The following is a 23116-nucleotide window of genomic DNA, read 5'->3' on the forward strand; positions in this document are numbered from 1 at the left end:
CGATTTAAAGGCGGTCTTTTTGCGTGGTTCTTTAAGGCAAGCGCTCGCCGATTAAGCTTTTTATACAGGCCAGTAATCCCGCAGGATTGGCTTGATGTATGTTATGTCCGGCATCGTCAATTTGATGCAAGACGATAGGTTGTTGTGCTTGCCAGTCCTTTACTATTGCGGTGAATTTAGCATCCTGGCTGCCGGCAAAAAAATGGCATTCGCAAGCAAGGCTTGCAGGTAGATCCCAAAGTGAAGCTTGGCGGGCAAGTGAGGTCGCCAAAAAGATTTGCTTGAGTATGTGTTTGGGATGTTGGTCGAGCTGCGCCACGCGCTTTACTATCAAGGCATTGCGCGCATTGTCTGGCATATCGGCAAACACGGCCTGTTGATACCAAAGCTGTAAAAAATCCACGCTACTCAAGCTTTGCAGCCGTTTGGCCCACAGGTTGTCGCTCTTGCTGCGCGCGGCTTGTTCTTCGGTATTTGTCAGCCCAGGATGACAGGATTCTAGCCACAAACTCAACACACGCTGCGGATAAGCCTGGGCAAGATGTAAGGCAATCCGGCCACCGAGGGAATACCCATAGAGGTAAAACGCTTCAATGCCGAGGCGATCGAGGCGGCTGATAATGTCTTGGACACAAAAGTCGAAGCCATCAGTGAGCGTCGATGCGATTTCTGGTTGATTGTCGCCGTGGCCGGGTAAATCGAGGCAGATGCAGTGAAAATGTTGGCTGAGTTTAGGGATCAGCGGTAGCCAATCGGCCTTCGATCCTAAAAAACCATGGATCAGGACCAAGTTTGGCTGTGCTGTCTCTCCATAACGGGCCACGGTCGGCATTAGCTTTGTTTCACCCATAAATTCAGCGCGGCGATCTGCTCGCTGGCTTGGTGTTGGCTAACGGTGACTTCGATGACAGAAGCACCCTGATAATCCAGCGCTTCATTATAGCTATTTTGGAAGTCGGCTAAGTTCTCCACTTGGTTATAAGGAAGATTAAACATAGCGGCGGCATAACCAAATTCCAGACCATGGCTTAACCGATAGTAATCACTGCGCAGTTCCTCATTGGGTACGGGCAAGAGATTAAAGATATTACCGCCATCGTTGTTGAGGATAATGATCACCAGAGGACTGGTTAAATTGCGGGCGATGGCAAAGGAGTTGAGATCATGCAACTGGGATAAATCCCCAATAATCAAGCTGGTCGGTTTACCTTGGTGCGCTGCAATACCGCAGGCGGTGGCCAGTAAGCCATCGATCCCCGAGGCGCCGCGATTAGTGTAAGTGGTGGCAGTACAGCAGCTCACTGGCGCGTACATATCGTACAAACGTACCGGCAGGCTATTGCCGATAAACAATTGCTGCTCCAGCGGTCGCGTATTGGCAATCGCGCGGATAACCTGAGCTTCACCAAACTCACCTTGATCAATATTGCGCACGAATAAACTATGCAATTCATCGTTGTAGCTAACTAAGGTATTAGCCCAATTCGCCGATGAAGAGCGATACCAGTTAAGCGATGCAAATTGGGCTGCGTTGGCGTGCCAAATGTGTTTAGCGTTATGGCTTGGGTCGAGCCTGTCCTGCTGCGGCAGTACTTGCCAGTAACTGTGCCAGTTTTGTTCGGCAAGGTAAGCAATCAAACGCTTAGACAATAAGCGTCCACCAAACACCAGTACGCGGTCTGCCTCTTGTAACAGATTGCGCGCCTTGGGATGTTGCAGTAGTTGGTCAATATTACCAATCGCCGCCGGATGTTGTCGCAGTTGGGACTGAGCATCGGTTAGTAACGGCCAGCCAATTTTTTGAGATAGCGCAATGAGTTGCTGTGGATCTTGCTCTGGCGTGAGCGTACCCGCGATGATGACGCCCTTACCATGGACGAAACGCATAATGGCATCTTCGCTCGGGCTGCTTAATTGTTCACGCTTACCATAAAGAGTGTAAGGACGTGCTTGTTGCAGCCATGTTTGCAGCGGCTTGAGGTATGGCGATTCGCTATCGAGAATTGTGGCAGTTAATTCATTCGGATATAGCGGCTCACGGTACATACAGTTGATATGCACAGGGCGTGTTTGATTGGCCACGGCCTCATCAAGCGTGGTGAGCAACATCTGCGGTGCAATGTGCGCATCCGGTGTGGGGAGATTCACCTGCTGGGCATAATGGGCAAAAATGGCTGGTTGCACTATGGCTTGGTTGGCGCCACAACCGAGTAATTCTGGCGGTCTGTCACCACTGAGGACAATTAAAGGCACATGGGTGAGCCAAGCTTCGACTATTGCAGGATAAAGATTAGCGACGGCCGTGCCAGAGGTGGTAATAATCGCCACTGGCGCAGAGCTGGCTTTGGCTAATCCAAGCGCCATAAACCCTAAGCCGCGCTCATCGAAATGCAAATGACGTTTCAGCTTGGTTTGCTGGGCTGCTGCAAGAGTTAACGGGGTTGAGCGTGAGCCTGGTGCCATGCAGACATGCTGCACACCAAGACGTGCTAATTCTTCCAGAATCAGTGCGCCCCACATGAGATTAAGTGTGGCTGTGTTTTCGGTTCGCATAGCAAGATCGATCAGGATAAAGATAGGCTTAGTGTAACGTGTTTGACGATTAAGATGTATGCCCGTCTTAACAAAACTTGGGACGACACGGAGGAGCGGTGAGGTGGAGCCTAAGCTAAGGCACAATATGCCTATCACCTCGAATAATAAGATGAAAACGTGTTAAGTATTTATCGCTAAATAATGCTATCAACAATTTTCTTTATTTGTTCACTGAGCCACGCCAGCTCTTCGCTAGCGCGATTGGGCTGATTCTTTTGCACCAAGAAGATCGTCGGAGCTTCGGTGTCGGCGTATAAACGTTCTGCCTCAAGTTGTGATAATTGACAGGTATGCAGTTCGGGTATTTCTGCCACCATTTCATAAACCACTCGGTAGGGTAATAAAGAAATAGTTTGGCTCTCTCCTAAATATTCAAACAAACTAGAAATACTGGTAATGGTAATTTCAGTATTGAGTTTTATACCATTTTTTATACAGAATTCTTGATATGGGCTAAGGCGAGTACTGGGATTACCGAGATCAGTATTGACATAGGGATACTCTGCAATCGTCTCTAAGGTAATTTCTCGCTTAAAAATGGGATGATTTCGGCTAGCAATAAGATACACCTTACCCATACGTTGCAGTGTTGTGGTTTGTAACTTGTCTCCATAGGCTGCGACATCTGCGGTACTCTTATTGCAACAAATACCGAGGGTGGTATCACCATTGATGATGTCCTGCGTGGTATGCAGTGACCAAGGGGTAATATTGATATGGATAGATTTTTGCTCTTCTTTGATAGCTTGCATTAAGGCTTTAGGGAAGGCATAGGCAATAAGGCCTGGGGCGGCAATCTCAACATGTGTTTTAACATGATTGACATTGGCTGCTCGTACCTTTTGAAACTTCTCTGTACATTCAATGGTTTGTTTCGCTATCGGGTATAAGTGCGTGACAAATTCATTGGGGAATAAGCCATATTTCTTACGGATAAAAAGCTCATCACCAAATACTTCTCGGAGGTTTTTAAGGCTACGACTTATTTTGGGGGCTGGGATATCTAATGCCTTTGATACATAGGTTGCAGACTTGTTCTCATATAATGAAACAAGTATTTTTAAACTCAGAATATCGAGGCCATCCATGTTACTAATATGCATTTTTTATATTCCTTAATATTGAGTAAATACTTTAAAGAACACCTAATTATGGTGTTATTAATTTAATTTAATGTGAAATCCATCCCAAGTTTTGCACCTTAAATTTATCTATATGTAACAATAGGTTTAGAATTTGATTTTTTATATTTCAAAAAATATTATTAAACTAATTTGAAATTTTAATTTTTGATATTCAGTTACGCCAATTTCATTTTTTAATTAACTATTATCAATATGTGCATTTTAGATTTACGCTATACAGTAATGTGTCCTGTATCCTAACTTGTTGTTTATGTTTAATTTTGAATTTAAACATGTGATCCAGATCAAAAAAATAAATCCCGTCTGCAATAATACTGAAGGTGCTTTAAAGGAGAAAACAAAAATATAATTGTGTTATTGGAGGCGTATATGAATACTTCAGTCATTCTCAGCTATGCGTTTATGTACTTCGTACTATTCGTAGCGGTGCCATTTGTGTTTGTAATGTTTGTCATGACTTGCATTAAGTTTTTTAGGGCGGATCCCGAGGAGGCTGCACATCATGAAATGAAACTCAAACCAGTGTTATTTGATGAAGATAGTTTCAACTTTTTTAAATCACTAAAAACTGTCGTTGAAGGCAAATACGATGTCTGCTGCAATGTTCCACTCGACACTGTATTTGACATGGACCAGCACGATGCTGATTTAAACCATGAATGCCGTCTCGACTATGTGTTGATTGACCATGATTCTTCAGAAGTCAAAATGGTGATCAGCGACGCCGGTAAGCAAATCAATTCACCCATGAAAAAGCTATTCAGCAAATTCAATATTGGTTTTATTGAAATGAATCAGCATAAACAGTGGGATGCAACAAGTCTCAAGCAAGCGCTAGCCGTTTGACCACGCTCGTCGGGTTCGGAGTTCTCCGAACCCTGACTTCCTCTTTGTTTCCCAATGAATTGATATGAGGGCTCGCTATGTCTACACGACAATGGCTGTGGTCATTACGCTTGGGTGCAATGGCATTGCTGCTCAGTTTTTCCGCAACAAGTGCTGAACCCGCGAAGCAAATTAATAGTGATGCTTGCATGAAGTGTCATAAGCGTAATGGTCAAATGTTAGGGCATCACGGCCAGGATGCCATGAAAATGACCTGTTCAAGCTGTCATGGTGAAAAAGGTGATCATCCCAAAAAACCAAATGATTTAGTGGTTTTTGGATTAAATGAGGCATCCGAAGCTGCTGTGCAATTAAAGGTGTGCCAAAAATGCCATATGCCAGCCAAACTCAGCTCCCAAGAGTGGACGCATAATGTGCATGCCCAAAAAGTGGCCTGTGCCGCTTGCCATAAATTACATAGCCCAACCGATCCTATGGCAGAGATGACGCCTAAGGTTCGCAGTGAGCTGTGCCGTACTTGCCATACAGGCCAGCAGGAGTAAGGTTATGGAAAATTCAAAAAGAAGATTTCTCAAAGGAGCATGCGCCTTATTGGCAGGGGCATCGGGTAGCACATTACTGGCTACTGTGAATGCCTCCAATGAGGCTAAAGCCGAACCTAGTGTGAAATACGCACTGATCCACGATGAAACTAAGTGTATTGGCTGTCGAGCTTGCGAAGTTGCCTGCCGTGAAACCAACCAAGTGCCCGAGGGTGTTGCCCGATTAAAAATAGAGCAAACTGGACCCTATGGGGAATATCCGAACCAGTTTTATCACTTCAGTCGTAAGTCTTGCCAGCATTGTGAAGACGCGCCCTGCGTCAATGTTTGCCCAACGGGTGCCGCCTTTATCGATAAAGAGACTGGCATTGTGGCGGTAGATGCTTGGAAGTGTGTGGGTTGCCAATATTGCATTGCAGCCTGCCCATACAAAATTCGTTTTATTAATCCTGTTACCCACGCTGCGGACAAATGCGATTTTTGCCGTGAGACAAACCTCGCCCAAGGTAAACAACCTGCCTGTGTAGCGGCCTGCCCGACTAAGGCATTGGTCTTTGGCAACTTAAAAGATCCCACTTCTCAGGTGGTACAAGTGCTAAAGGCTAACCCAACCCAAAGGGCTAAGGTCGACCTCGGCACTCGGCCAAAACTGTTCCGCATTGTGGCTAAATCAGGGGAGGTGGCAATATGAGCGCCCTACATTTTGATACGCTAGTGTGGCATTGGCCAATTGCAATTTACCTGTTTTTAGCGGGGGCATCTGCTGGCGCCATGTTCTTTGCGGTGTTACTCAAGCATTTTGTGTTGAAACATAATGCGTACCAGTCTGGCTTTGTGCAGGCAGCCTGTATTGTGGCGCCCGTGGCAGTGATGGCGGGTCTAGGCATCTTGGTATTGGACTTAACTAAGCCTTTCGATTTTTGGAAGATATTAGTCTTCTACAATCCTAAGTCTGTGATGTCGATGGGTGTGTTGATCCTGCTCATCTACCAAGTCTTTATGTTTATGTGGATTGGTTTGTTATTCCGTAAACCCATTGATGCATGGTGTGAGAGTCGCTTTCCCATAGTGCTGAAGTTGACAGCTTGGCTTAGCCGCTTCGAAGCCACGATTACCGGTTTATTGGTGATCTTTTCCCTCGCGCTGGGGGCTTATACTGGCTTTTTACTCTCGGCTTTACCCGGCTATCCGATGTTGAAAAACCCCGTATTGCCACTGCTGTTTTTGGCTTCGGGACTCTCATCCGGCGCGGCATTTTCTCTGCTGGGTGGGGTGTTGCTTAATGCTAATCCTAACGCCAAGGAAGTTCACTTTATCCATAAGGTTGAAATCCCATTGATTTTGGTGGAGATAGTGCTGATTTTTACCTTCTTTATGGGCTTAGTGTTGTCAGGCGGTCAAAGCAAATTTGCGGCTTTCAATGCGATAGGTTATGGCTTCTGGGGATGGGTTTTCTGGATTGGCATTGTTGGGATCGGATTATCTGGCCCCTTGGCAATGAACCTGTTTATGACAGCCACGTCAAAGCGTAAGTGGGCCTATGTAGCAGGCACCGCATGCTTAAGTCTGATTGGTGTGCTACTGCTGCGTAACTTTATTCTCTACACGGGGCAAATGACGGTCGTTTGATTGAGCATGGTTGGCTCAATGTTATAGATAAGAAGGAATTACGGTGAATGGCGAAGCGGTGTCTAAGGAAGCACCGTGAGCTAACTCCCTTTAATAACGCTGGCTGAAGTGATTAAAGGTGCGTTGTCTTGTCGCGATTTGCTGTCACAGGGAGGTTATTGGGAAGGGAAGCCATATTTGATATTTAGGTATTGTTTGCCCTGCCTCCACAAGGGCCTCGCCACCTTTATTCCTTAGGGGTGGCGTTTCTTGTTTGGGGCAAGCAAGATTACTCGCCAGTATTATTAATCCACTCGCTCATCACCACATGGGTTTTAATCTTGATGATATCGGTGTGAGTATCGATATATTCGCGGATTTCATGCAGACGACGCATTGATGGGGCATGGACATACACCAGCAAATCCATATCACCGGAAATACCACGGCAGGTAATTACTTCGGGGATTGCATGGAACACGTGTACCACATCGGCGCAGCGGGGACATTTATGTTGGATTTCGAAGTAGGCCGACACTCCCTCTTTTTGCGATTCGCTCAGCAATACTTGATAGCCACGGATCACGCCACCTAGCTCTAGTTTTTTTATCCGCTCGGCAACCGCGCTTCGGGAAAGGTTGACCTGCTCTGCAATACTGGAAACACTTTGGCGAGCATTTTGGCGCAAACAATTGATGATGGCGGTATCAAACTTATCCAACGTAGACTCCGATAAAAATGGGTATAACAAGTGAGGCGGCCTAAAAGTACAACTCAGTATAAGGCCTTGAGTTACACCGTCATTTTGCCTGAAATAGTGCTTTTTACCGTCATTGTGCTGGCGTTTACCACTAAGAACACCGAAATTGACGGCAGATTGCGGCGTAAAATCTCACTATACTGACGGCTTCAAAACCATTGAATGTTAACAGATGAACTCACATAGCGGAACTATAGGACGTTGGCAAGGCGCAGGCTTGATGGCCACCACTTTGCTGGGCACTGGGGTGTTTATTCTCCCACAAATGACAATCGACAAAGCCCATGCTGGCGCACTTATCGCGTGGTCACTCCTGACCTTAGCCATTATTCCAGTGGCATTGATTTTTGGTCGACTGGCGAGCGTCTTTCCCCATGCTGCGGGTCCCGCATATTTTGTCGAAAAGGCCTTTGGTCGAACCGCTGGCCGTACTATTGGGCTGATTTTTTTGCTGGTGGTGCCCATGGGGGCGCCGGCTGCGATTTTGATGACCTTCCAATTTGTTAATGCACTCATCCCCTTGGATGGCTGGTACAAGGTGGGCGCTGAGGTATTAGTGATTTTCGGCTTATTCCTGCTCAATCTGCGTGGCATTCAAGTCTCGGCCAAACTGCAATTTGGCTTAACCCTTTGTATTGTGGCGATTGTGGTGCTGTTATTCGGGGCGAGCAGTGTGCAACCTGGGCACTTAACCTCATTAGCAAGCTATGGCACGCCAGAAATCCCCACCATTATGATTGCCGCAGGTATCGCCTTTTGGAGCTTCTTGGGGATTGAGGCCATGACTCACCTCGCCGATGATTTCCGCCGTCCACAACAGGATATGATCCCAGCGATGATGATGGGCACTGTGCTGGTGGGCATTATTTATGTGGCCTGTACCTTGATTTTACTGTTAGTGCCGACCGATAAAAGCGTGGCCATGATCGGTGTGTTCGATACGCTCTTAGGGGGATACGGTGCGCAAGTGATTGGTGTGTTGGGAATTGCCAGTGGCCTTGCCACAGTAAACGTCTATGCCGCCAGCGCCGCGCGTCTTGTATGGAGTTTTAGTTGCGAAGGTATTTTACCGCGCTGCTTTGCGGTTAAGAATCGTCATGGTGTGCCGATCCGTGCCTTGGCGGCCTTACTTGGCGTGATGGCGAGTGTGATAGTGCTGACTCACATCACGGGTCAGGAACTCGAACATCTTATTGCCTGGAGTAACGGGGTGTTCGTCGTGATCTACTTAATGGCGATGTTAGCTGCTGCTAAATTATTGCCCCGTCGCAACTTACCTTTAGTGGTATTAGGTTGTGGCTTCTGCTTAGCGTTAGGTATCGCGCTTGGGGCAAGCATGGCCTATGTATTTGCGTTAATCCTATTTGTTGCCCCATTCTTGTGGTGGCAAAAGAGCCATATTAGTCGTAAGCGGGCCTTGGCGGTTAACAAGGTTACTTAATCCCGATGTCATTCAAATAACTACAGATCAGCACGCAAGGTTTTAAGCGTGCTGATCTGCGAGTCTTAAATCTGTTGATCCAGTTTAAAATCGAGTTGTACTTGTTGATTTAATTGGGGTACGGCTTTGCCCGCATCAAACTTAGGTTTGTATTTCCAGTTTTGCACTGCTGAAAGCGCTGCCTTATCAAACACTCGCTTCGGGTTAGCATCGAGCACGCGCACATTGCTGACCGTACCATCCGCAGTAATATCAAAGCCTACGACCACATAACCTTCCTTGCCATTTTGTGCGGCTTCAATCGGATAACGAGGAGACACTTGCACCACGGGTAAGGCCTCAGCGGTGATAGTCGATTGGTTAAAGAATGTCGTTTGGGTTGGCATTTCTGGGGTAAAAGTCTGGGGGCTAAATTCGACCACTTCAGCACTTTCGCCCGGCGTTGTGACTCGCTCCCTTGTTGGGATGGGTTTTGGCGGTTCGGGTTGGCGACTTTCCTTCGGAGGAATGGGTGTTCGCTCGCTCATCAAAATATTGATTTGCGGCGCATCTGACGTTTGTCCGCTCAATGGCTGTGGATTATGGATAAGTTGTGCCATAAACACGAACAAACCTAAGGTGATCAGTGCGCTAACGATAATAATCCCGGTGCGATTAACAAGTGCATTTTGGCCCATAGTGCTTCCTTACAATTGATGAACAATATTTAATCTATAACATCCATTGCTTATTATTTGAAATATTTATTTACAAATAAGGTTAATTATTGAGCAGGTCTAATATATTTACCTATAACGCAAAGCGAGAATTGCTGTGATTTTTGCTGTGTTGCAGAGGCATTCTTATGATTGGCGGGCTGAATTTTCACTAAGATTGCGATTGCTGAATACTGACTGAAAAGCTGCACATTCGACTCATAAGTGTTCATAAGCTTAAGAGCGAGGCGAGATTTTGTGTTCTATATTTTGATCATTCATCTAGAAGGAGAATAAATATGGATTCTGCTGCGCTACTGAGTCGAGTTGATGAGTTGCCCCGTTTACCTAAAGCAATCAGTGAACTGCTTGATGTCGTTAACGACGACAACGCTACAGTAAAAAATATTGCGACTAAGGTGTCTCATGATCCCCTGATCAGTGCCAAGGTACTCAGATTAGCTAACTGCGCCTATTACGGCCACAGTCGCGAGGTGGGCAGTATTGATGAAGCCGTAGTGCGCCTTGGAATGCAAACCTTGCGTACCTTAGTATTAGCATCTGCCGTGATGGGGGCGGTGCCTAAATGCAATGGTGTTGATTTAGCCCAGTTTTGGGGACAAACCTTCGAAATTGCACTCTACAATCAAGAGATGGCCAAACGGTGCGGCGTTCAGCCCGACGAGGCTTTTACCTGCGGCATCCTTCACCGTATTGGTGATTTATTGATTGCGGCAATTTCCCCTGAAGATGCTGAAAAAATTAACGAAGCTGTCGCACAGGGTAAAGATAAGCATGCTTTTGAGCGAGAACTCCTCGGTTATGATTCCCCCGATATTGGTGCTTTGTTGGCTCAAAATTGGAAATTTACCCCTGCATTGGTGCAAGGCATTCTTTACCAAGATCATCCTAAGGATTCGAATCCATTTTCTAAATTGGCAGCTTTGTTGTGTTTATCCCACAAAGTATTAGCGGACTGGGACACTATTGAGGATGACGATAAAACCAGTTGGCTATCGCAGCTTGCGACTAAAAAAGGCTTAAAAATGGAAATGGGTGGGCTTCGGTCTAAGTTAACGGAGCTAAGAGGTGTCGGTTTTGAAATTGGTAAGGCGCTTGCCTAAGCCAGCTGGAACAGGAAACGGCAATCTACAACCTTGATTCAAAAGCATGAATGGCAGTACTGCGATTCATGCTTTTTTATGGCTTGCTTTTAGCGTGCCACTTGGGCTTCGATGGCCTGATTACGCATCTGAATAAGCTCGCTGTGTTTGAGATACAGCAAATCAGCAGTACGGCGAATGATTTGATCTTCGTACTGGGAGAGTTGTCCATCGGCATAGGCTAATTGCCACATGGCTAGTAATAATTGCTGTTTTTGCTCCAAGCTAAATTCGGCATTAATGGTATTGGTAAACTCAAATAATGAGGTGGCATTACCTTGGGCTTTTTTGGCTTCTTCAATTAAATCATTAGCATCCTGCGCCGACATCGATAGGGTCTCTGTCAGAAGCTTAGGCAATAGTGCTCTTTCTTCTGCGGCGAGGGTTTCATCGGCATATACCACTTCGAGCAACATGCTCGCCGCCGCTAATTTTAGCTGGTGGGCTTTCTCCTCTGGAGAGATGGCGTGGGTATGGGATTGAAGGAATCGTTTCAGCTTCGCAATCATAAAGTGGCACTGCTCTGGCAAGAAGGAATAACTAGATAGAGTGATTTTTCACGTTAAAGTTCACCCTAAGCATAGGCTTAGGGTGGGGCGACATTTATAGCAGAGTATTTAAACCCTTCATCAGCAGATCTGAGCTGCCTTCGGCGCCATTTGTCTCAAGATAAGACTTGGCAATATTGATCATTGGCATGGCTAATTCTTTAGAAATACCCAGTTTTTCAAAGGCATCTAACACCATTGCGCTACCTTGCAGAGAAGAGCCAATATTGCCAGCCTTAGACAACAGGCCAGAAACGCCTGAGTTCGCATCAAGTTTAGGTGCTGCGGCTAATAGGCTGTCGGCATTAGGGATACTGGCAGCTAGTTTGGTGTAATCATTCGAACCTAGACTCGATTGTGCTAGACCTAACAGACTACCTAAACCGCCTTCGGCTTGGGTTTGGTTCAGTCCGAGTTGCGACATCACGCTGCCAACTAATGCGTTGGATTGGGTGACGCTACCAGTGGCCACTTTCTCTGTTTTTGCTGGTGTTCCTGCAAGGTTATCTAACCAGCCAGCACTGGTGGGTGTGGCTAAAAGTGTGGCGCTAATCAGAATAGAGAGTGTGAAAGTGTGTTTCATAGAGTGGCATCCTTTGACTGTTTGCGCGCAATAAAGTGGACAGTGTAACGGCTTTGAGACTTTTGTTGCAGCCCTTTTCTGTGATTTACGGTTCACTCAGGTGATTTGTGTTGTGCATTGGGGCGGGATTTTGGGTATCCTTAGCGACAATTCACGGTGTTAATTTACTTCAATTATTTTGGAAAGGCGCATGTCACTATCCGCAATTTTGACCGAAGCTTATAACTTTTTCCGTAATCATCTCACTCAGCTTGCCATGCTGACGGTGCCACTGTTATTAGTGCAGGTTGGTATTCAGCTATGGCTTGGCACAGAGATGAGCAAAGTTGATCTGGAAAACCCGCAGTTTGGCGCATCACACATGATCGCTATGATGCTCCTTCTGCTGCTCTTCTCGGTATTGATTGCGGCGTTAACGCTGTTTTTAGAACTGAGATCCCAAGGGCATAATCCATCGGCTGGTATGGTACTGAAAGCCAGCTTACCCTTTGTGCCACCTTTACTCTTGGCTGGCGTATTCTCTGGACTGGCCATTTTAGCGCCAGTGATGCTATTTGCAGCGTTTGGCCCTATGTGGTTAGTGGGACTCGTTATTAGCTTTTATCTGTTTGCTCGCCTAGCCTATGTGAACTTTATGGTGGTAGTTGAGCGTTTAACACCGCTGGAAGCGATTAAGGCAAGCTTTAGCTTTAGTGGGCCGATTGTGTTAAAAACCATTGCGTTATTGATGCTTTACTTACCGCTTTCTGTGGTTGGTAGCCAGCTTTCTGCAGCGGCATCTTTTGGTGGCTTGCCTGTGCAATTGCTCGCGGATACCTTTATGGCGTTTATTGGGTTATTCGTAAACTTGGCATTGTTCCGTTTGTATATGGTGTCTAAAAAGCCAACTGCGGAATAATATCAACTGAGCACATTCAATTTGAGGTAAGGATTTATGGGGACTGAGGCTGAGTTACTGGATAGTGAATTTATCCAAGGGTTTTCGGCCTCGCTTCTTGATGATTACCTCAATGCTAAAAACTATGTGCAGGATGTGCCTACTCAGTCATTACTGCATATTCGCAGTTTTACCCATAGGCTGACTGACTTGCTAGGGCAGAGTAAAGCGGTGTCCTTTGCTAGCCCCAATCTCTATGATCGTATTGAGCTGTTAAATCAAAAACGGCTGATCGATGTGAAGACCACCAGAGCGTTGCATCGCCTGCGCGCTGATGGTAACCGTGGCGCTCACCCTGAAAAATATCATCTTACCCAAGAGCAGTTACTCGCCTTAGCCCAAAAAGCCATTAAAGATGTACTCGCTTTAGTCGAGCATCTGTATCCGAAGGTGGTTGGCTGCGAGGCGCCTGCATACCGCTTTCAAGCCAGCGATGCGATAACGGTTAAAGATCTCTGTTACCGCGCGGTGATGGAGGATGATCCCAATGCGCAGTATCTTGTGGGGATCTCTTTTAAAACCAAAGCATTAATGCTTAAGGAGCAGGAGCTTGCCCTCGTCGATCAGTACTATGGTACTGAAGACGATAGCCCAGTAGTAAAAGCTGTCGCACAAAAAGCCAGTGATACTTTTGCTAAGGCTGCCTACTGGTTTGCCCTTGCAGCCCCAACCCATATGCAAGCCCTCTATGAGCATGGAGTGAGTTTAATCCATGGCTATCAGGGAGAGGCCGATGCCATTAAAGGCGAGGCTGCGATAGCTACTGCGGCTGAGGCTGGCGTGGTCAATGCGATGGCGCTGCTTGGCTATTTCTACCTAGTGGGCAGTGAGTCATTTAAGCCGGATTTAGCCCAAGCGAAACACTTTTTACAGCTGGCGGCCGAAGGCGAGCAAACCGAAGCCATGGCGAATTTAGGCGTGCTTTACTATCAAACCAAGGATTTACTGCAAGCCTATCATTTTATAAGTAAAGCGGCGCAGGCGGGTTATCCTCATGCCCAATATCATTTGGCCTTAATGCTCGCCAATGGCGATGGTTGTCAGCGAGATCCTATCGCGAGTGAGTATTGGATGGCCGAAGCGGCAGAGCAAGGTCAGCTCGATGCCATGCTTACCCGTGCGCAACATATGCTAAATGATGAAAGTGGCTTGGGTGGCGATGTGAGCCAAGCTGAGCGCTATCTGCGTGAGGTCATTAAATATGGTCACAGTGTGCCTGCCATGATTGAGCTGAGTATGGCATTGGCCGACGGCATTTTGGGGCGCATTGATGTGGTGGGTTCTGCGGCGCTGCTAAATCTAGCGCGCCGTCATGCCAATAGCAAAGAGGCTGAGATCATCGAGCCTCTTTGGCAATCGCTTGTTTTACAAATCGATACTGTACTGAAGATCACTCAAGATCCCGGTGAAATTCATACCCTTAATCGCGCCAAGGATCTGCTAAGCGCTTAGGGCTACTCTTCCTCTTTTTGATGTTCAAAGATACGACCTCGGTACTGAGTTGCATGGGGTTCACGCACAACATTCGCGGTTTGATTAAACGTTGACGTTTGGCTAGTCGCCTCGCTCGCTTGTGCCTGCGCTCGGCGCGCTTGCTCACGATTAAACTTACTCAATTGGCGCGCTACATAAATACGACTAAATAGCACTAAGCAGCCTAGAGCAATTGCGCCAAATAAAAGCACAAAAGGTAATAAAAACAGAGATAAACAGATTAGACTGACACTGATTGCCATCGCTAACCAAGCCCGTGCTCCTGAAATGCGTGGCTGAAATGGGCTCTGTTGAAATTGTTGATAAATCATAAGAACTCCTAATCAAAATGGGTGAGGCTGAAGGTGAGTCGCCCAGTATTTGATAACGGGCTTGGCCAAATTGCTATGTTAGAGAAGCCTCTTTCCCCAATGTTATGGACGTTCAGTGTGCAATAAATAAACGGATTGGGTCACGTTAATTTGGGTTAATTTACGTTCTTTTACGTCCATGACTTTAGTTTGTTGGTGGCTTGTGGTTGATGTGAACTTTGGGTTGTTATTTGGTGTTTCTCAGGTTTTAATTGGTTATCTTTATGTTTTTGCTTAATTATTTATTAATTTGGTGACGAGTGATTCTTTGTTTGCGCTGTAACATGTGCGAAAATTTAGCCGAATTTTTGATTGGTTTTGGCTAACACTGTAAATTTATTACAGTAAGTGCCAGCCAGTCTTACCACTTCTTCCTTCAAAGCTGTAAAACCGTAGATACCAACATGAACTCATACTCGCTTAAACAAAAGATCCTGATTTCGGTCGTGATTGCGCTTTCCCTCGTGATTGGCTTGCTGTCGTGGCAAAGTTATTCCAGTCAAAAGTCATTGTTGTTGCAAAATAGTTTGGAGCAGGTGCAGCGACTGGGTGATCAACAGGCTGAGCGCATTCAAGAGTGGTTAGCTGGGCGTCAGGATATCGTAGGGGCGTTAGCCGTTAAAGTTGAAGGTGACAGTTTAAACGCATTGCAGCAGGCGCAAGCTTCTGGGCGATTCCAACTCACTTACTACGGTACGCAAGCGGGGCAGATGCTGGACTCCGATCCAAGCATAGACCGTACGGGTTACGATCCGAGAGCGCGCCCTTGGTATAAACAAGCGATAAATGAGCGCGGTCTTATTCTCACCAAACCTTATGTTGACGTAGCTTACAATGTGTTAGTGGTCACTATGGCACAGGCGGTTTCACAAGGTGTGGTTGGGGGCGACCTGTCGATTGCGAGTTTGGTTGAAAGTGTCAATCGCATGACCTTACCAGCCAATGGTCATGCAATCATGCTGCACAAAGATGGTACTGTCATCGCTTACAAAGATGCCTCTAAGGCGATGAAACCCGTTAGCGATATCGACAACGACCTTAATCATAATTTACCCCAGCAGAGCCGTCAGGCCAGCACATGGCTGCCAATGTATTTCGAAAACGAAGGCCGCGATAAGTTAGTTTGGGGTGTCGATATTCCCAATACCGATTGGGAATTAGTGATAGTACTGGACAAAGAGACGCTTGAGGCGCCATTAACTAATTTACTGCTGACCCAATTGGGGCTGTCGGCCGTGATGCTATTACTGAGCGTATTGGCCATTTCTTGGTTGGTGAATCTATTGCTAGGTCCGCTTGGGCGTGTATCGCAGGCGCTCGCGCGTATTGCCGATGGTAATGGCGATTTAACCCAACGTATTGAGGTTGATACGCAAGATGAAGTGGGCGTACTGGCCGACAGCTTTAATCGATTTGTCGGCAGTCAGCATCAGCTCATCAGCCATATTCGTCAGTTGGCCAGTGAACTGGATGCGGACGCAGAGCGTAGCCTCAAAACTAACCATATTGCCGTGGCCGAATTACAGCGCCAGCAACAAGAAGTTGCCATGGTCGCGACCGCAGTAACCGAAATGGCAAGTGCTACTAATGAAATTGCCGCGAATGCGGAAAATACCGCTACAGCTGCGCAGCAATCAGCAGCGAGCAGCTTCCAAGGGAAAGAGTTAGTTAATAAGACCCGCAGTTCGATTAATTCTTTAGCGGATGAAGTCACTCAAGCAACTGAGGTCATTGAAGATTTAAGTCGTCACGCTCAGTCGATTTCTAGCATTTTAGCGACAATTCAAGGGATTGCTGAGCAGACTAACCTGTTAGCCCTCAATGCGGCGATTGAGGCTGCCCGTGCGGGTGAGCAGGGCCGTGGCTTTGCTGTGGTGGCCGATGAAGTGCGGGTGTTATCACGCCGAACACAAGATTCGACCCAAGAAGTACATGCGACCATTGAAACTCTGCAACGTACAACGACGAAGGCGGTGAGTTTGATGGAAAGCAGCCAAGTGTTAGCGGGTCATAGTGTTGAAGACGCTAATGCCGCAGCGAAGGCACTGGAGGAGATTACTCAAGCCGTACATGTGATTTCGGACATGGCAGGCCAAATTGCGACCGCGGCTGAAGAGCAAACCCAAGTAACGGGTGAAATCACTCAAAATACGGTGGCCATTAAGGATGTGACCGACGAAATTACCGAAGCAGCGAAGTCGGATCTGACCCAAGCTCAGGCATTAAAGGCGCGTGCTAATGATCTCAATGCGCAGGTCGCGACGTTTATTCTGTAAGTTTGCTTGAATAAAACAGCCCAGAATACGTCAGTGTTCTGGGCTGTTTATTACTCACTCAATTAACCCTGCGGCAGCATCAGCTTTTCGACACTCTGGCAGATAGTGTCGCGCATCCATTTATGGCCTTGATCTTCATCATTACGTTGATGCCACAGTAACACATAGGCCATTGGCATAAACTCAAAGGGTAAAGGCAACAGCTTTAATGGATAGAGTTTACAGGCATGTAGGGCAAAGCTAGAAGGTAAGGTAAAAATCAAATCACTGTGGGCGCAAACACTCGCCGCGCCATAAAAATCTGGCACAGTGGTGCTAATTTTGCGCCTGTGCCCTAGCTCTGCCAGAAAATAATCCAGCGCCCACCAATCACTCCCTTCACAGCGCACTTGCACATGCGCCATCTCTAAGTACAAGGATAAATCCCATTGGGGCGAGGTGAGAGCGGCCATCAAGGGATGAGCTTGGCGCACCAAACATACCTGTCTATCGGTAAACAGGGTTTGGCAGGCAATGCCTTCTGGTAGTCGGTCAGTGTGTGAATCTGAGAGTGGGTGTAGATCCCGTCCTGAAATCCCAAAGTCAATTTGCCCTTGCTGCAAGTCATGCATAGATTTTTCGGTCCAGACATAGGAATCGAGCTTGATATTGGGCGCACTATTTAATAGTGGACCTATAAAATAGGGGATCAAGGTTTCGTAGGCACTTTCGACCATGGCAAAGGAAAACTGCCTATTACTGCTGGCTGGAGTAAACGTCGGTGGCTGAGTCAGTTGATATAAGTCCTGCAGAATATTCGGCAGCTTTTGTCCAATATTGAGCGCATGCGCTGTGGGTTTTAGGCCATGGGCAGTACGTTGGAATAGGGGATCATCTAACGTTTCTCGCAGGCGATTCAAGCTCTTGCTCAATGCCGACTGGCTAATGTGTAATCGGCTCGCTGCGCGGGTGACACTTTGCTCTTCGAGCAAAACCTTCAATATCACCAGTAGGTTGAGGTCGATTCTGGCTAAGTTGTCGAGATTCATAGATATTCCTCAAAGGAAATTCACTTTGGAAATTATACCATTTCTGTTCATACCTTGAGTTATTTAAACTACCGCCCACTGAAATACCTTTTACTGTTAAACCGAGATACATGTTATGCGGCGCAATCTGTTACCTATTTTGATGTCTTTGGTGCTACTCAGCCCATTGGCAATTGATATTTACTTACCTTCTATGCCCACCATGGCGGCAGAGTTCGCCGTGTCTGCCAGCGAAGTACAGTCCACATTAGTACTGTTTTTATTTGCTATGGGTGTGGGCCAAATTTTGATTGGCCCCTTGGCCGACCGTTACGGACGTCGACCTGTGGCACTCTTTGGCGTGCTGCTCTATGGTGCCAGCAGTTTGCTTGCGGCCGCTGCGATTGAATTCCATTGGTTACAAATTGCCCGGGTATTACAAGGTTTGGCTGCCTGCTCGACCTCTATTGTGGTCTTTAGTGCAGTGCGCGATTGTTACTCACCAAAAGAAGGCGCCAAAATTTACAGTTACTTAAATGGGGCTATCTGCGTGATCCCTGCACTGGCGCCAACCTTAGGGGGTCTATTGGCTATGCAATTTGGCTGGCGCTCAACCTTTGTGTTTATGACCCTATACGCGATTTTGATGATGCTCTTGGTTGGCTATCGTCTACCCGAAACTCGTCCAGCCAATACCGTTAGTACTGGCCCTCTTTATCGTTGGAGTCGCTATAAACCTGTGTTAAGTAATACGCATTTCTTGTTTTATGCTTTTGCTTGTATGTCAGCTATGGCGGCGATTTTAAGTTATGTGTCCTACTCACCCGTGTGGCTTATTGGCCATTTAGGGGTATCCGAGCTGGCCTTTAGTGGGTTATTTGGATTGAATGCATTGGTTAATATTGCCGCGTGTTTCGTTGCGCCAGTAGTGATCCGTAAATTAGGTAATCGTCCCACCGCGATCTTCGCATTAGCACTGCTGGTGCTCTCGGCGATATTAATTGTCACAGCGCAAGCCTTTGGCCCGAGTGTAGGAATGGCTGCTGCTTTTGCCTTTATGTTGCCTATGATGTTGTTGTGTATTGGTTTTGCATTCTTGTTAGGCCCAGCAACCAGTATGGCGCTTTCTGCCTTTGGCGAGCGAGCGGGAACGGCAACGGCAATGTTAGGTTTTATCCAAATGAGTGGCGCATCAGTGATTGCAGGCCTAGTGCAGCAAACAAGCCTGACTGCACCCTATGCGGTGGCGTTAGTGATGGGATTTTTCTCTATCGGCTTACTGTCAATGATGGCGTTAAGCCGATTCGACCACTGGCACCAAGAGCAGTTAGCCGCCGAGCATTAATACGCCCTAATCGGCTAATTAAAGAAACACCCTTTGCCCGTAGCTTATTTGACCATCGCTACGGGCATTTTTTAGGGATAATTCAAGCTGCTATACTGCTAGAAATTGTTTATCGAGAACGCGCTTTGAGCCGCCATTATTGCCCTACTTGCTGTTATCCAATCAATGCGTGCTTATGCTCCCATGTACAGCAGATAAAACCGCAGACGCAGCTGTTGGTATTACAGCACCCCTCTGAAGTCGAACATAAAAAGAATAGTGTTAGGGTGTTAAGCCTAGTGATACCCAATACTCAAGTATATGTGGGTGAGTCTGAAGCGGATTTTGCCTCGCTGCGGGAGCAATTAAGCCGATGTCAGCGCCCTGTTTATCTTGTATATCCCTCAGAGCAGAGCGCGAGTGTTGAAAGTCAGTCTATATGCGCTGATTGTGTGTTGCTATTAATCGATGGTACCTGGCGAAAAGCCTTTAAAATCTTACAATTAAATCCATGGTTAACACAATTTCCAGCAGTGCATTTGGCCGAAGGCTATACGTCAAGATACAAGATCCGCAAATCAAGCCGCAGCGATAGTCTTTCAACCTTGGAGGCGTGTTGTTACATGTTAAAAGCGCTTGATGAGGGTTTAGATGTGAACCCCTTATTGGTCGCCTTTGATGCTATGGTTGCGATGCGATTGCAGGCGATGCCCGCAGAGGTGAGGTTGCGCTATGATTAATTTCACTTTTTAGAATTGCGGCAAGTGATTTTCATTTTTTGCATTTTTGAGACTCTGTACGAATTAAAATAGTTAAAATCTTATTCAGATCACGCTAACGTAACGTAAAACAAGGTTTAATAGTGACGATTCATTTGCACAGCAAATGATGAGATAGCTTTGCCAGCCAATTGCTTTGCAGGGGAGTGATTCCATATTTTATGGTGTGCTGGCAGGGCTATCGAGCCTATCGATAGCCAATCTATATTATCTTAATAAACAATCAGTCACTGTGTTTAAGCGCCTTTAATCGTCTCTATTTAAGCAATGTATTTCTCGGCTAAATAGGACTGAGTAAACTGCTCAACATAACTTGGATAACCAAATAAAAAGCCTTGGGCAAAGCCTTGTCCCATATGGGTAATAATGTCTTTTTGTTGTTGTGTCTCAATGCCTTCCGCCACAAAGTGAATGTTGAGCGCCTGTGCTAATTGCACAATGGCATGGCAGAGTTTTTGGCCTGATACATCATTCAAACGTAGAACAAACTCAGCATCAATCTTGACACTATCAATGGGCAAGGTACCTAAGCGGCTTAAAGAAGAAAGGCCAGTACCAAAGTCATCAATGGCAATGCCTACACCTAAGGCTTTAATACGTTCTAGCGTATAGCGAGCCTGTTCTGGTTGGCGTAGCAGTGCAGATTCGGTGATTTCTAAAATTAAGGCTTCAGCGGGTAGGGCGACCATTTCCAGCGCACTGACGACTTGGCCGACAAAGTCTACATGCTCTAATTGCAACGGAGAGACGTTAACCGAAATCTTAAAATCGGGCTGATATTGTGCGCGCCATAGTGATGCTTGCTTGCAGGCTTGTTCGAGTACCCATTGTCCTATGCTGACAATGAGCCCCGTTTCCTCCAATAAAGGCACAAACTCAGCTGCCTCATAATGCTCGCTGGGAGACTTTTGCCAGCGCAGTAGTGCCTCAGCTCCAATAGGGGTGTTGGTGTGCAAATCCACAATGGCCTGATAGGCGAGTTTAAACTGCTTTAAACTGTGGGCATGCCTGAGATTATTGATGAGTTTTAACTTAAGCTCAGCGGCTTGGCTCATCGCTTTATCATAAAACACTAAATGAGGCTGGTTCTTCTTTGCGCAATACATGGCGGTGTCGGCCAAACTAATCAGTTGGCCAGCCTGATCACCGTGTGTAGGAAACAGCGCGATACCAATACTGGTACCGAGGAAAAACTTTTGCCCTTCGATTTCGAACGGACTGTCGAATAAACTTAAAATTTGCTCTGCGAACTCTTGGATTTCTTCCTTACAACTACAATCTTGTAGCACTAAGGTAAATTCATCCCCACCCATACGGGCAATATCCGCTTTTTCGATACAACCCGCTTCTAAACGGGCGGCAACGAGTTGTAATACTCTATCGCCCATTGAATGGCCAAAGCTGTCATTGATATTTTTAAAGCCGTTGAGGTCTAAAAACATCAGTGCGCCGAGGGCGAGAGGATCGTCTTTTAATTTCTCAAGTGCGCCATTAAGTATCTGTTTAAGATGAAAACGATTTGGTAACCCCGTTAACGTATCATACATGGCGCGGGTGGTAAGTTGCGTTTCGAGCAGCTTTTTGGTGCTGATATCACTAAAGATATTCACATGATATTGAATGCCATCCGCAGCGATGCGCCGACTACTCTGCCATGCGGGAAACGTGCTGCCATCTGAGCGTTGTTTTAAGGCTTCACCCTGCCAAAACCCGCGCTGTTTTAAGGCTTGCAAACACTCGCTTTGTTCACTGAGATTAAGCGGGTTGGCTTCTAAAAAATCGGGCGTTTTATTGATTAATTGTTCCGCGCTATAGCCACAAATACGACACATCGCCTTATTGACCGCCAATACCTTATTGTCGGTGTCGGTGATATAAACGGCCTCGGCACTTTCTTCCAAGGTCGTCGAGAGGATTTCTTTCGGGATATGGGCAAAACCATCGGCAATCGCTGGCCTGACTTGAGTTCTACGGTTTAATGCTTGTAACTCGACCAGTACAACAGGTTGTTGCTGTAAATAACAACGATAGAGGTTTACTCGGGTGGGCAGTTCATTCCCTTGATGATTAAGGTGGAGCCAACTGAATTCGACATTAACCCCCGAGACGGCTTCAAGGATCATCTCCCGCGCAAATTCAACACTGTTACGCCCAGATGATTGAATTCTAGGGGAAAAATCATAAGGTGTGGCATTGACAAAGGTGTCATATTCAGTACCAAAGTAGTCTAAGGTGGCACTGTTTGCGCTAATAAAACTAAAGCCTTGGATCAGCGCGAGGGGTGTTTTATGGGGATGGGCTCGCCAAATAGAGATTTTCTCTTGCAACAGCGGATCATCTGTTGTGAGTTTATTTAGCAAGTGCTGCCATCGAATCATTAGGATACTCCCTCGGTGACACAGATTAAGGTCACATCCTTTCCCTTAGTTTTTGTTTATATCAAATCGTACATCATTCATATGGGGTTAAAAATAAACCGAATCGATGTTTTGCTCAAATATAAATTAAAAAATAACAGTTTAAGATAGGTTCATTTGATTTACTTCAGCGAAAATCATGCTAACTCATCACGGCAAAATAATGTTTTATGCTATGTTTTGCCATGCAGGCTCAGTTTAGCCTGGCCATTTGTTAATTAAGGATTCTAGAGAAGGTGTAGGATGCAAAGACTAGTCAAAACTATCGTTTTAGGTATGTGTCTCGCCGCAGTGTTGCCCGCGGCGCATGCTGCTGAACAACCCAAACCTCGGTTAACCTTGGAGCAAAGGGCTGATAAGGCGCGTATCGACTCTGAGCGGATTGAACAACTGCAACTTGAAAAGGCGCGCCAAGCAGCCAAAACAACCTCTGCACGGGAAGAAACAATAAAACAGCAAACCAATCCGCAGGATTGGGAAGTGCAACAAAAGCTCAAGGCGCAAAAGCAATTTGATGAAAGGGAAAGCCGTGAGCAAAAATATCTGCAAGAAGCCAAGGAAGCGGCGGCCAAAGAGCGTAAAATCCCTAAACCTTAGCTGTTAATC

General features: G+C 46.4%; 22 protein-coding genes. 12 read left to right on the forward strand and 10 right to left on the reverse strand.

Features of this window, described 5'->3' with window-relative positions; all coding sequences use genetic code 11:
* Positions 1 to 31: 31 nt before the first annotated feature.
* The 3 genes from menH to L976_RS14960 all read right to left on the reverse strand — a co-directional run bounded on the left by menH (position 32) and on the right by L976_RS14960 (position 3698).
* The gene (menH, locus tag L976_RS14950; RefSeq protein WP_047537952.1) at positions 32 to 832 is read right to left on the reverse strand and encodes a 2-succinyl-6-hydroxy-2,4-cyclohexadiene-1-carboxylate synthase; all 801 of its coding nucleotides are present in this window, start codon (positions 830 to 832) and stop codon (positions 32 to 34) included.
* Positions 832 to 2553, reverse strand: a complete 1722-nt coding sequence (gene menD, locus L976_RS14955) for a 2-succinyl-5-enolpyruvyl-6-hydroxy-3-cyclohexene-1-carboxylic-acid synthase (RefSeq protein WP_047537955.1) — start codon at positions 2551 to 2553, stop codon at positions 832 to 834. Before menD ends, menH begins: the two co-directional genes overlap by 1 nt.
* 176 nt (positions 2554 to 2729) lie before the next feature.
* Positions 2730 to 3698, reverse strand: a complete 969-nt coding sequence (locus tag L976_RS14960; RefSeq protein WP_037423608.1) for a LysR family transcriptional regulator — start codon at positions 3696 to 3698, stop codon at positions 2730 to 2732.
* Between the two features lie 411 nt (positions 3699 to 4109).
* On the opposite strand from L976_RS14960, the gene L976_RS14965 reads away from it, so the two are divergent.
* The 4 genes from L976_RS14965 (at position 4110) to nrfD (ending at position 6757) form a co-directional block, all read left to right on the forward strand.
* On the forward strand, positions 4110 to 4586 hold the full coding sequence (locus L976_RS14965; RefSeq protein WP_037423607.1) for a DUF2726 domain-containing protein: 477 nt from the start codon (positions 4110 to 4112) through the stop codon (positions 4584 to 4586).
* 77 nt (positions 4587 to 4663) lie between these two features.
* Positions 4664 to 5128, forward strand: coding sequence for a nitrite reductase (locus tag L976_RS14970; protein ID WP_037423605.1), 465 nt, complete (start codon positions 4664 to 4666; stop codon positions 5126 to 5128).
* 4 nt (positions 5129 to 5132) lie between these two features.
* On the forward strand, positions 5133 to 5819 hold the full coding sequence (locus L976_RS14975) for a 4Fe-4S dicluster domain-containing protein (RefSeq protein WP_047537960.1): 687 nt from the start codon (positions 5133 to 5135) through the stop codon (positions 5817 to 5819).
* On the forward strand, positions 5816 to 6757 hold the full coding sequence (nrfD, locus tag L976_RS14980) for a cytochrome c nitrite reductase subunit NrfD (protein ID WP_047537963.1): 942 nt from the start codon (positions 5816 to 5818) through the stop codon (positions 6755 to 6757). The genes L976_RS14975 and nrfD overlap by 4 nt, the downstream gene beginning before the upstream one ends.
* Positions 6758 to 7025: 268 nt before the next feature.
* On the opposite strand, the gene L976_RS14985 is transcribed toward nrfD, so the two are convergent.
* Positions 7026 to 7457 carry an Lrp/AsnC family transcriptional regulator gene (locus tag L976_RS14985; protein WP_037423593.1) on the reverse strand — a complete coding sequence of 144 codons (432 nt, stop codon included), beginning with the start codon at positions 7455 to 7457 and terminating at the stop codon, positions 7026 to 7028.
* 211 nt (positions 7458 to 7668) lie between these two features.
* Between L976_RS14985 and yjeH the strand changes: the two genes are divergently transcribed.
* The gene (yjeH, locus tag L976_RS14990) at positions 7669 to 8937 is read left to right on the forward strand and encodes an L-methionine/branched-chain amino acid transporter (protein WP_047537966.1); all 1269 of its coding nucleotides are present in this window, start codon (positions 7669 to 7671) and stop codon (positions 8935 to 8937) included.
* A 65-nt stretch (positions 8938 to 9002) separates the two neighbouring features.
* Here yjeH and L976_RS14995 read toward each other — a convergent pair whose 3' ends face one another.
* Positions 9003 to 9614, reverse strand: coding sequence for an energy transducer TonB (locus L976_RS14995; protein ID WP_047537969.1), 612 nt, complete (start codon positions 9612 to 9614; stop codon positions 9003 to 9005).
* Between the two features lie 317 nt (positions 9615 to 9931).
* On the opposite strand from L976_RS14995, the gene L976_RS15000 reads away from it, so the two are divergent.
* Complete coding sequence (locus L976_RS15000; RefSeq protein WP_037423586.1) at positions 9932 to 10756, forward strand: HDOD domain-containing protein; 825 nt, start codon at positions 9932 to 9934, stop codon at positions 10754 to 10756.
* An 89-nt stretch (positions 10757 to 10845) separates the two neighbouring features.
* On the opposite strand, the gene L976_RS15005 is transcribed toward L976_RS15000, so the two are convergent.
* Positions 10846 to 11304 (reverse strand): tellurite resistance TerB family protein, encoded by a 459-nt coding sequence (locus tag L976_RS15005; protein ID WP_037423583.1) that lies wholly within the window; start codon positions 11302 to 11304, stop codon positions 10846 to 10848.
* A 94-nt stretch (positions 11305 to 11398) separates the two neighbouring features.
* Positions 11399 to 11926, reverse strand: a complete 528-nt coding sequence (locus L976_RS15010; protein ID WP_047537971.1) for a DUF2780 domain-containing protein — start codon at positions 11924 to 11926, stop codon at positions 11399 to 11401.
* A gap of 190 nt (positions 11927 to 12116) precedes the next feature.
* Between L976_RS15010 and L976_RS15015 the strand changes: the two genes are divergently transcribed.
* Positions 12117 to 12824 carry a hypothetical protein gene (locus tag L976_RS15015; protein ID WP_037423577.1) on the forward strand — a complete coding sequence of 236 codons (708 nt, stop codon included), beginning with the start codon at positions 12117 to 12119 and terminating at the stop codon, positions 12822 to 12824.
* A 36-nt stretch (positions 12825 to 12860) separates the two neighbouring features.
* Positions 12861 to 14315, forward strand: a complete 1455-nt coding sequence (locus tag L976_RS15020; protein ID WP_047537974.1) for a DUF4145 domain-containing protein — start codon at positions 12861 to 12863, stop codon at positions 14313 to 14315.
* Positions 14316 to 14317: 2 nt separating this feature from the next.
* Here L976_RS15020 and L976_RS15025 read toward each other — a convergent pair whose 3' ends face one another.
* Positions 14318 to 14668 carry a hypothetical protein gene (locus tag L976_RS15025; RefSeq protein ID WP_037426678.1) on the reverse strand — a complete coding sequence of 117 codons (351 nt, stop codon included), beginning with the start codon at positions 14666 to 14668 and terminating at the stop codon, positions 14318 to 14320.
* Positions 14669 to 15111: 443 nt separating this feature from the next.
* Here L976_RS15025 and L976_RS15030 point away from each other — a divergent pair, with 443 nt between their 5' ends.
* Positions 15112 to 16983 (forward strand): methyl-accepting chemotaxis protein, encoded by a 1872-nt coding sequence (locus tag L976_RS15030; protein ID WP_047537977.1) that lies wholly within the window; start codon positions 15112 to 15114, stop codon positions 16981 to 16983.
* 62 nt (positions 16984 to 17045) lie between these two features.
* Here L976_RS15030 and L976_RS15035 read toward each other — a convergent pair whose 3' ends face one another.
* A complete protein-coding gene (locus L976_RS15035) occupies positions 17046 to 18011 on the reverse strand; it encodes a LysR family transcriptional regulator (RefSeq protein ID WP_047537980.1) in 966 nt (321 codons plus the stop codon).
* Between the two features lie 115 nt (positions 18012 to 18126).
* Here L976_RS15035 and L976_RS15040 point away from each other — a divergent pair, with 115 nt between their 5' ends.
* Both L976_RS15040 and L976_RS15045 read left to right on the forward strand, forming a co-directional pair.
* Positions 18127 to 19335, forward strand: a complete 1209-nt coding sequence (locus tag L976_RS15040) for a multidrug effflux MFS transporter (RefSeq protein ID WP_037423563.1) — start codon at positions 18127 to 18129, stop codon at positions 19333 to 19335.
* Between the two features lie 125 nt (positions 19336 to 19460).
* Entirely contained in the window at positions 19461 to 20054 is a 594-nt protein-coding gene (locus L976_RS15045; RefSeq protein ID WP_047537983.1) for a tRNA-uridine aminocarboxypropyltransferase, read from the forward strand.
* 299 nt (positions 20055 to 20353) lie between these two features.
* On the opposite strand, the gene pdgA is transcribed toward L976_RS15045, so the two are convergent.
* Entirely contained in the window at positions 20354 to 22471 is a 2118-nt protein-coding gene (pdgA, locus tag L976_RS15050; RefSeq protein ID WP_047537986.1) for a diguanylate cyclase PdgA, read from the reverse strand.
* Positions 22472 to 22753: 282 nt separating this feature from the next.
* Here pdgA and L976_RS15055 point away from each other — a divergent pair, with 282 nt between their 5' ends.
* Positions 22754 to 23107, forward strand: a complete 354-nt coding sequence (locus L976_RS15055) for a hypothetical protein (protein WP_037426688.1) — start codon at positions 22754 to 22756, stop codon at positions 23105 to 23107.
* Positions 23108 to 23116 lie beyond the last annotated feature (9 nt).

This window comes from Shewanella sp. ZOR0012, from assembly GCF_000798835.1.
GTDB classification, from domain to species: domain Bacteria; phylum Pseudomonadota; class Gammaproteobacteria; order Enterobacterales; family Shewanellaceae; genus Shewanella; species Shewanella xiamenensis.

Coding starts and splice junctions, on each gene's coding strand:
- menH (WP_047537952.1), bottom strand. CDS start 832: ATGCCGACCGTGGCCCGTTATGGAGAGACAGCACAGCCAAACTTGGTC.
- menD (WP_047537955.1), bottom strand. CDS start 2,553: ATGCGAACCGAAAACACAGCCACACTTAATCTCATGTGGGGCGCACTG.
- L976_RS14960 (WP_037423608.1), bottom strand. CDS start 3,698: ATGCATATTAGTAACATGGATGGCCTCGATATTCTGAGTTTAAAAATA.
- L976_RS14965 (WP_037423607.1), top strand. CDS start 4,110: ATGAATACTTCAGTCATTCTCAGCTATGCGTTTATGTACTTCGTACTA.
- L976_RS14970 (WP_037423605.1), top strand. CDS start 4,664: ATGTCTACACGACAATGGCTGTGGTCATTACGCTTGGGTGCAATGGCA.
- L976_RS14975 (WP_047537960.1), top strand. CDS start 5,133: ATGGAAAATTCAAAAAGAAGATTTCTCAAAGGAGCATGCGCCTTATTG.
- nrfD (WP_047537963.1), top strand. CDS start 5,816: ATGAGCGCCCTACATTTTGATACGCTAGTGTGGCATTGGCCAATTGCA.
- yjeH (WP_047537966.1), top strand. CDS start 7,669: ATGAACTCACATAGCGGAACTATAGGACGTTGGCAAGGCGCAGGCTTG.
- L976_RS14995 (WP_047537969.1), bottom strand. CDS start 9,614: ATGGGCCAAAATGCACTTGTTAATCGCACCGGGATTATTATCGTTAGC.
- L976_RS15000 (WP_037423586.1), top strand. CDS start 9,932: ATGGATTCTGCTGCGCTACTGAGTCGAGTTGATGAGTTGCCCCGTTTA.
- L976_RS15005 (WP_037423583.1), bottom strand. CDS start 11,304: ATGATTGCGAAGCTGAAACGATTCCTTCAATCCCATACCCACGCCATC.
- L976_RS15010 (WP_047537971.1), bottom strand. CDS start 11,926: ATGAAACACACTTTCACACTCTCTATTCTGATTAGCGCCACACTTTTA.
- L976_RS15015 (WP_037423577.1), top strand. CDS start 12,117: ATGTCACTATCCGCAATTTTGACCGAAGCTTATAACTTTTTCCGTAAT.
- L976_RS15020 (WP_047537974.1), top strand. CDS start 12,861: ATGGGGACTGAGGCTGAGTTACTGGATAGTGAATTTATCCAAGGGTTT.
- L976_RS15025 (WP_037426678.1), bottom strand. CDS start 14,668: ATGATTTATCAACAATTTCAACAGAGCCCATTTCAGCCACGCATTTCA.
- L976_RS15030 (WP_047537977.1), top strand. CDS start 15,112: ATGAACTCATACTCGCTTAAACAAAAGATCCTGATTTCGGTCGTGATT.
- L976_RS15035 (WP_047537980.1), bottom strand. CDS start 18,011: ATGAATCTCGACAACTTAGCCAGAATCGACCTCAACCTACTGGTGATA.
- L976_RS15040 (WP_037423563.1), top strand. CDS start 18,127: ATGCGGCGCAATCTGTTACCTATTTTGATGTCTTTGGTGCTACTCAGC.
- pdgA (WP_047537986.1), bottom strand. CDS start 22,471: ATGATTCGATGGCAGCACTTGCTAAATAAACTCACAACAGATGATCCG.
- L976_RS15055 (WP_037426688.1), top strand. CDS start 22,754: ATGCAAAGACTAGTCAAAACTATCGTTTTAGGTATGTGTCTCGCCGCA.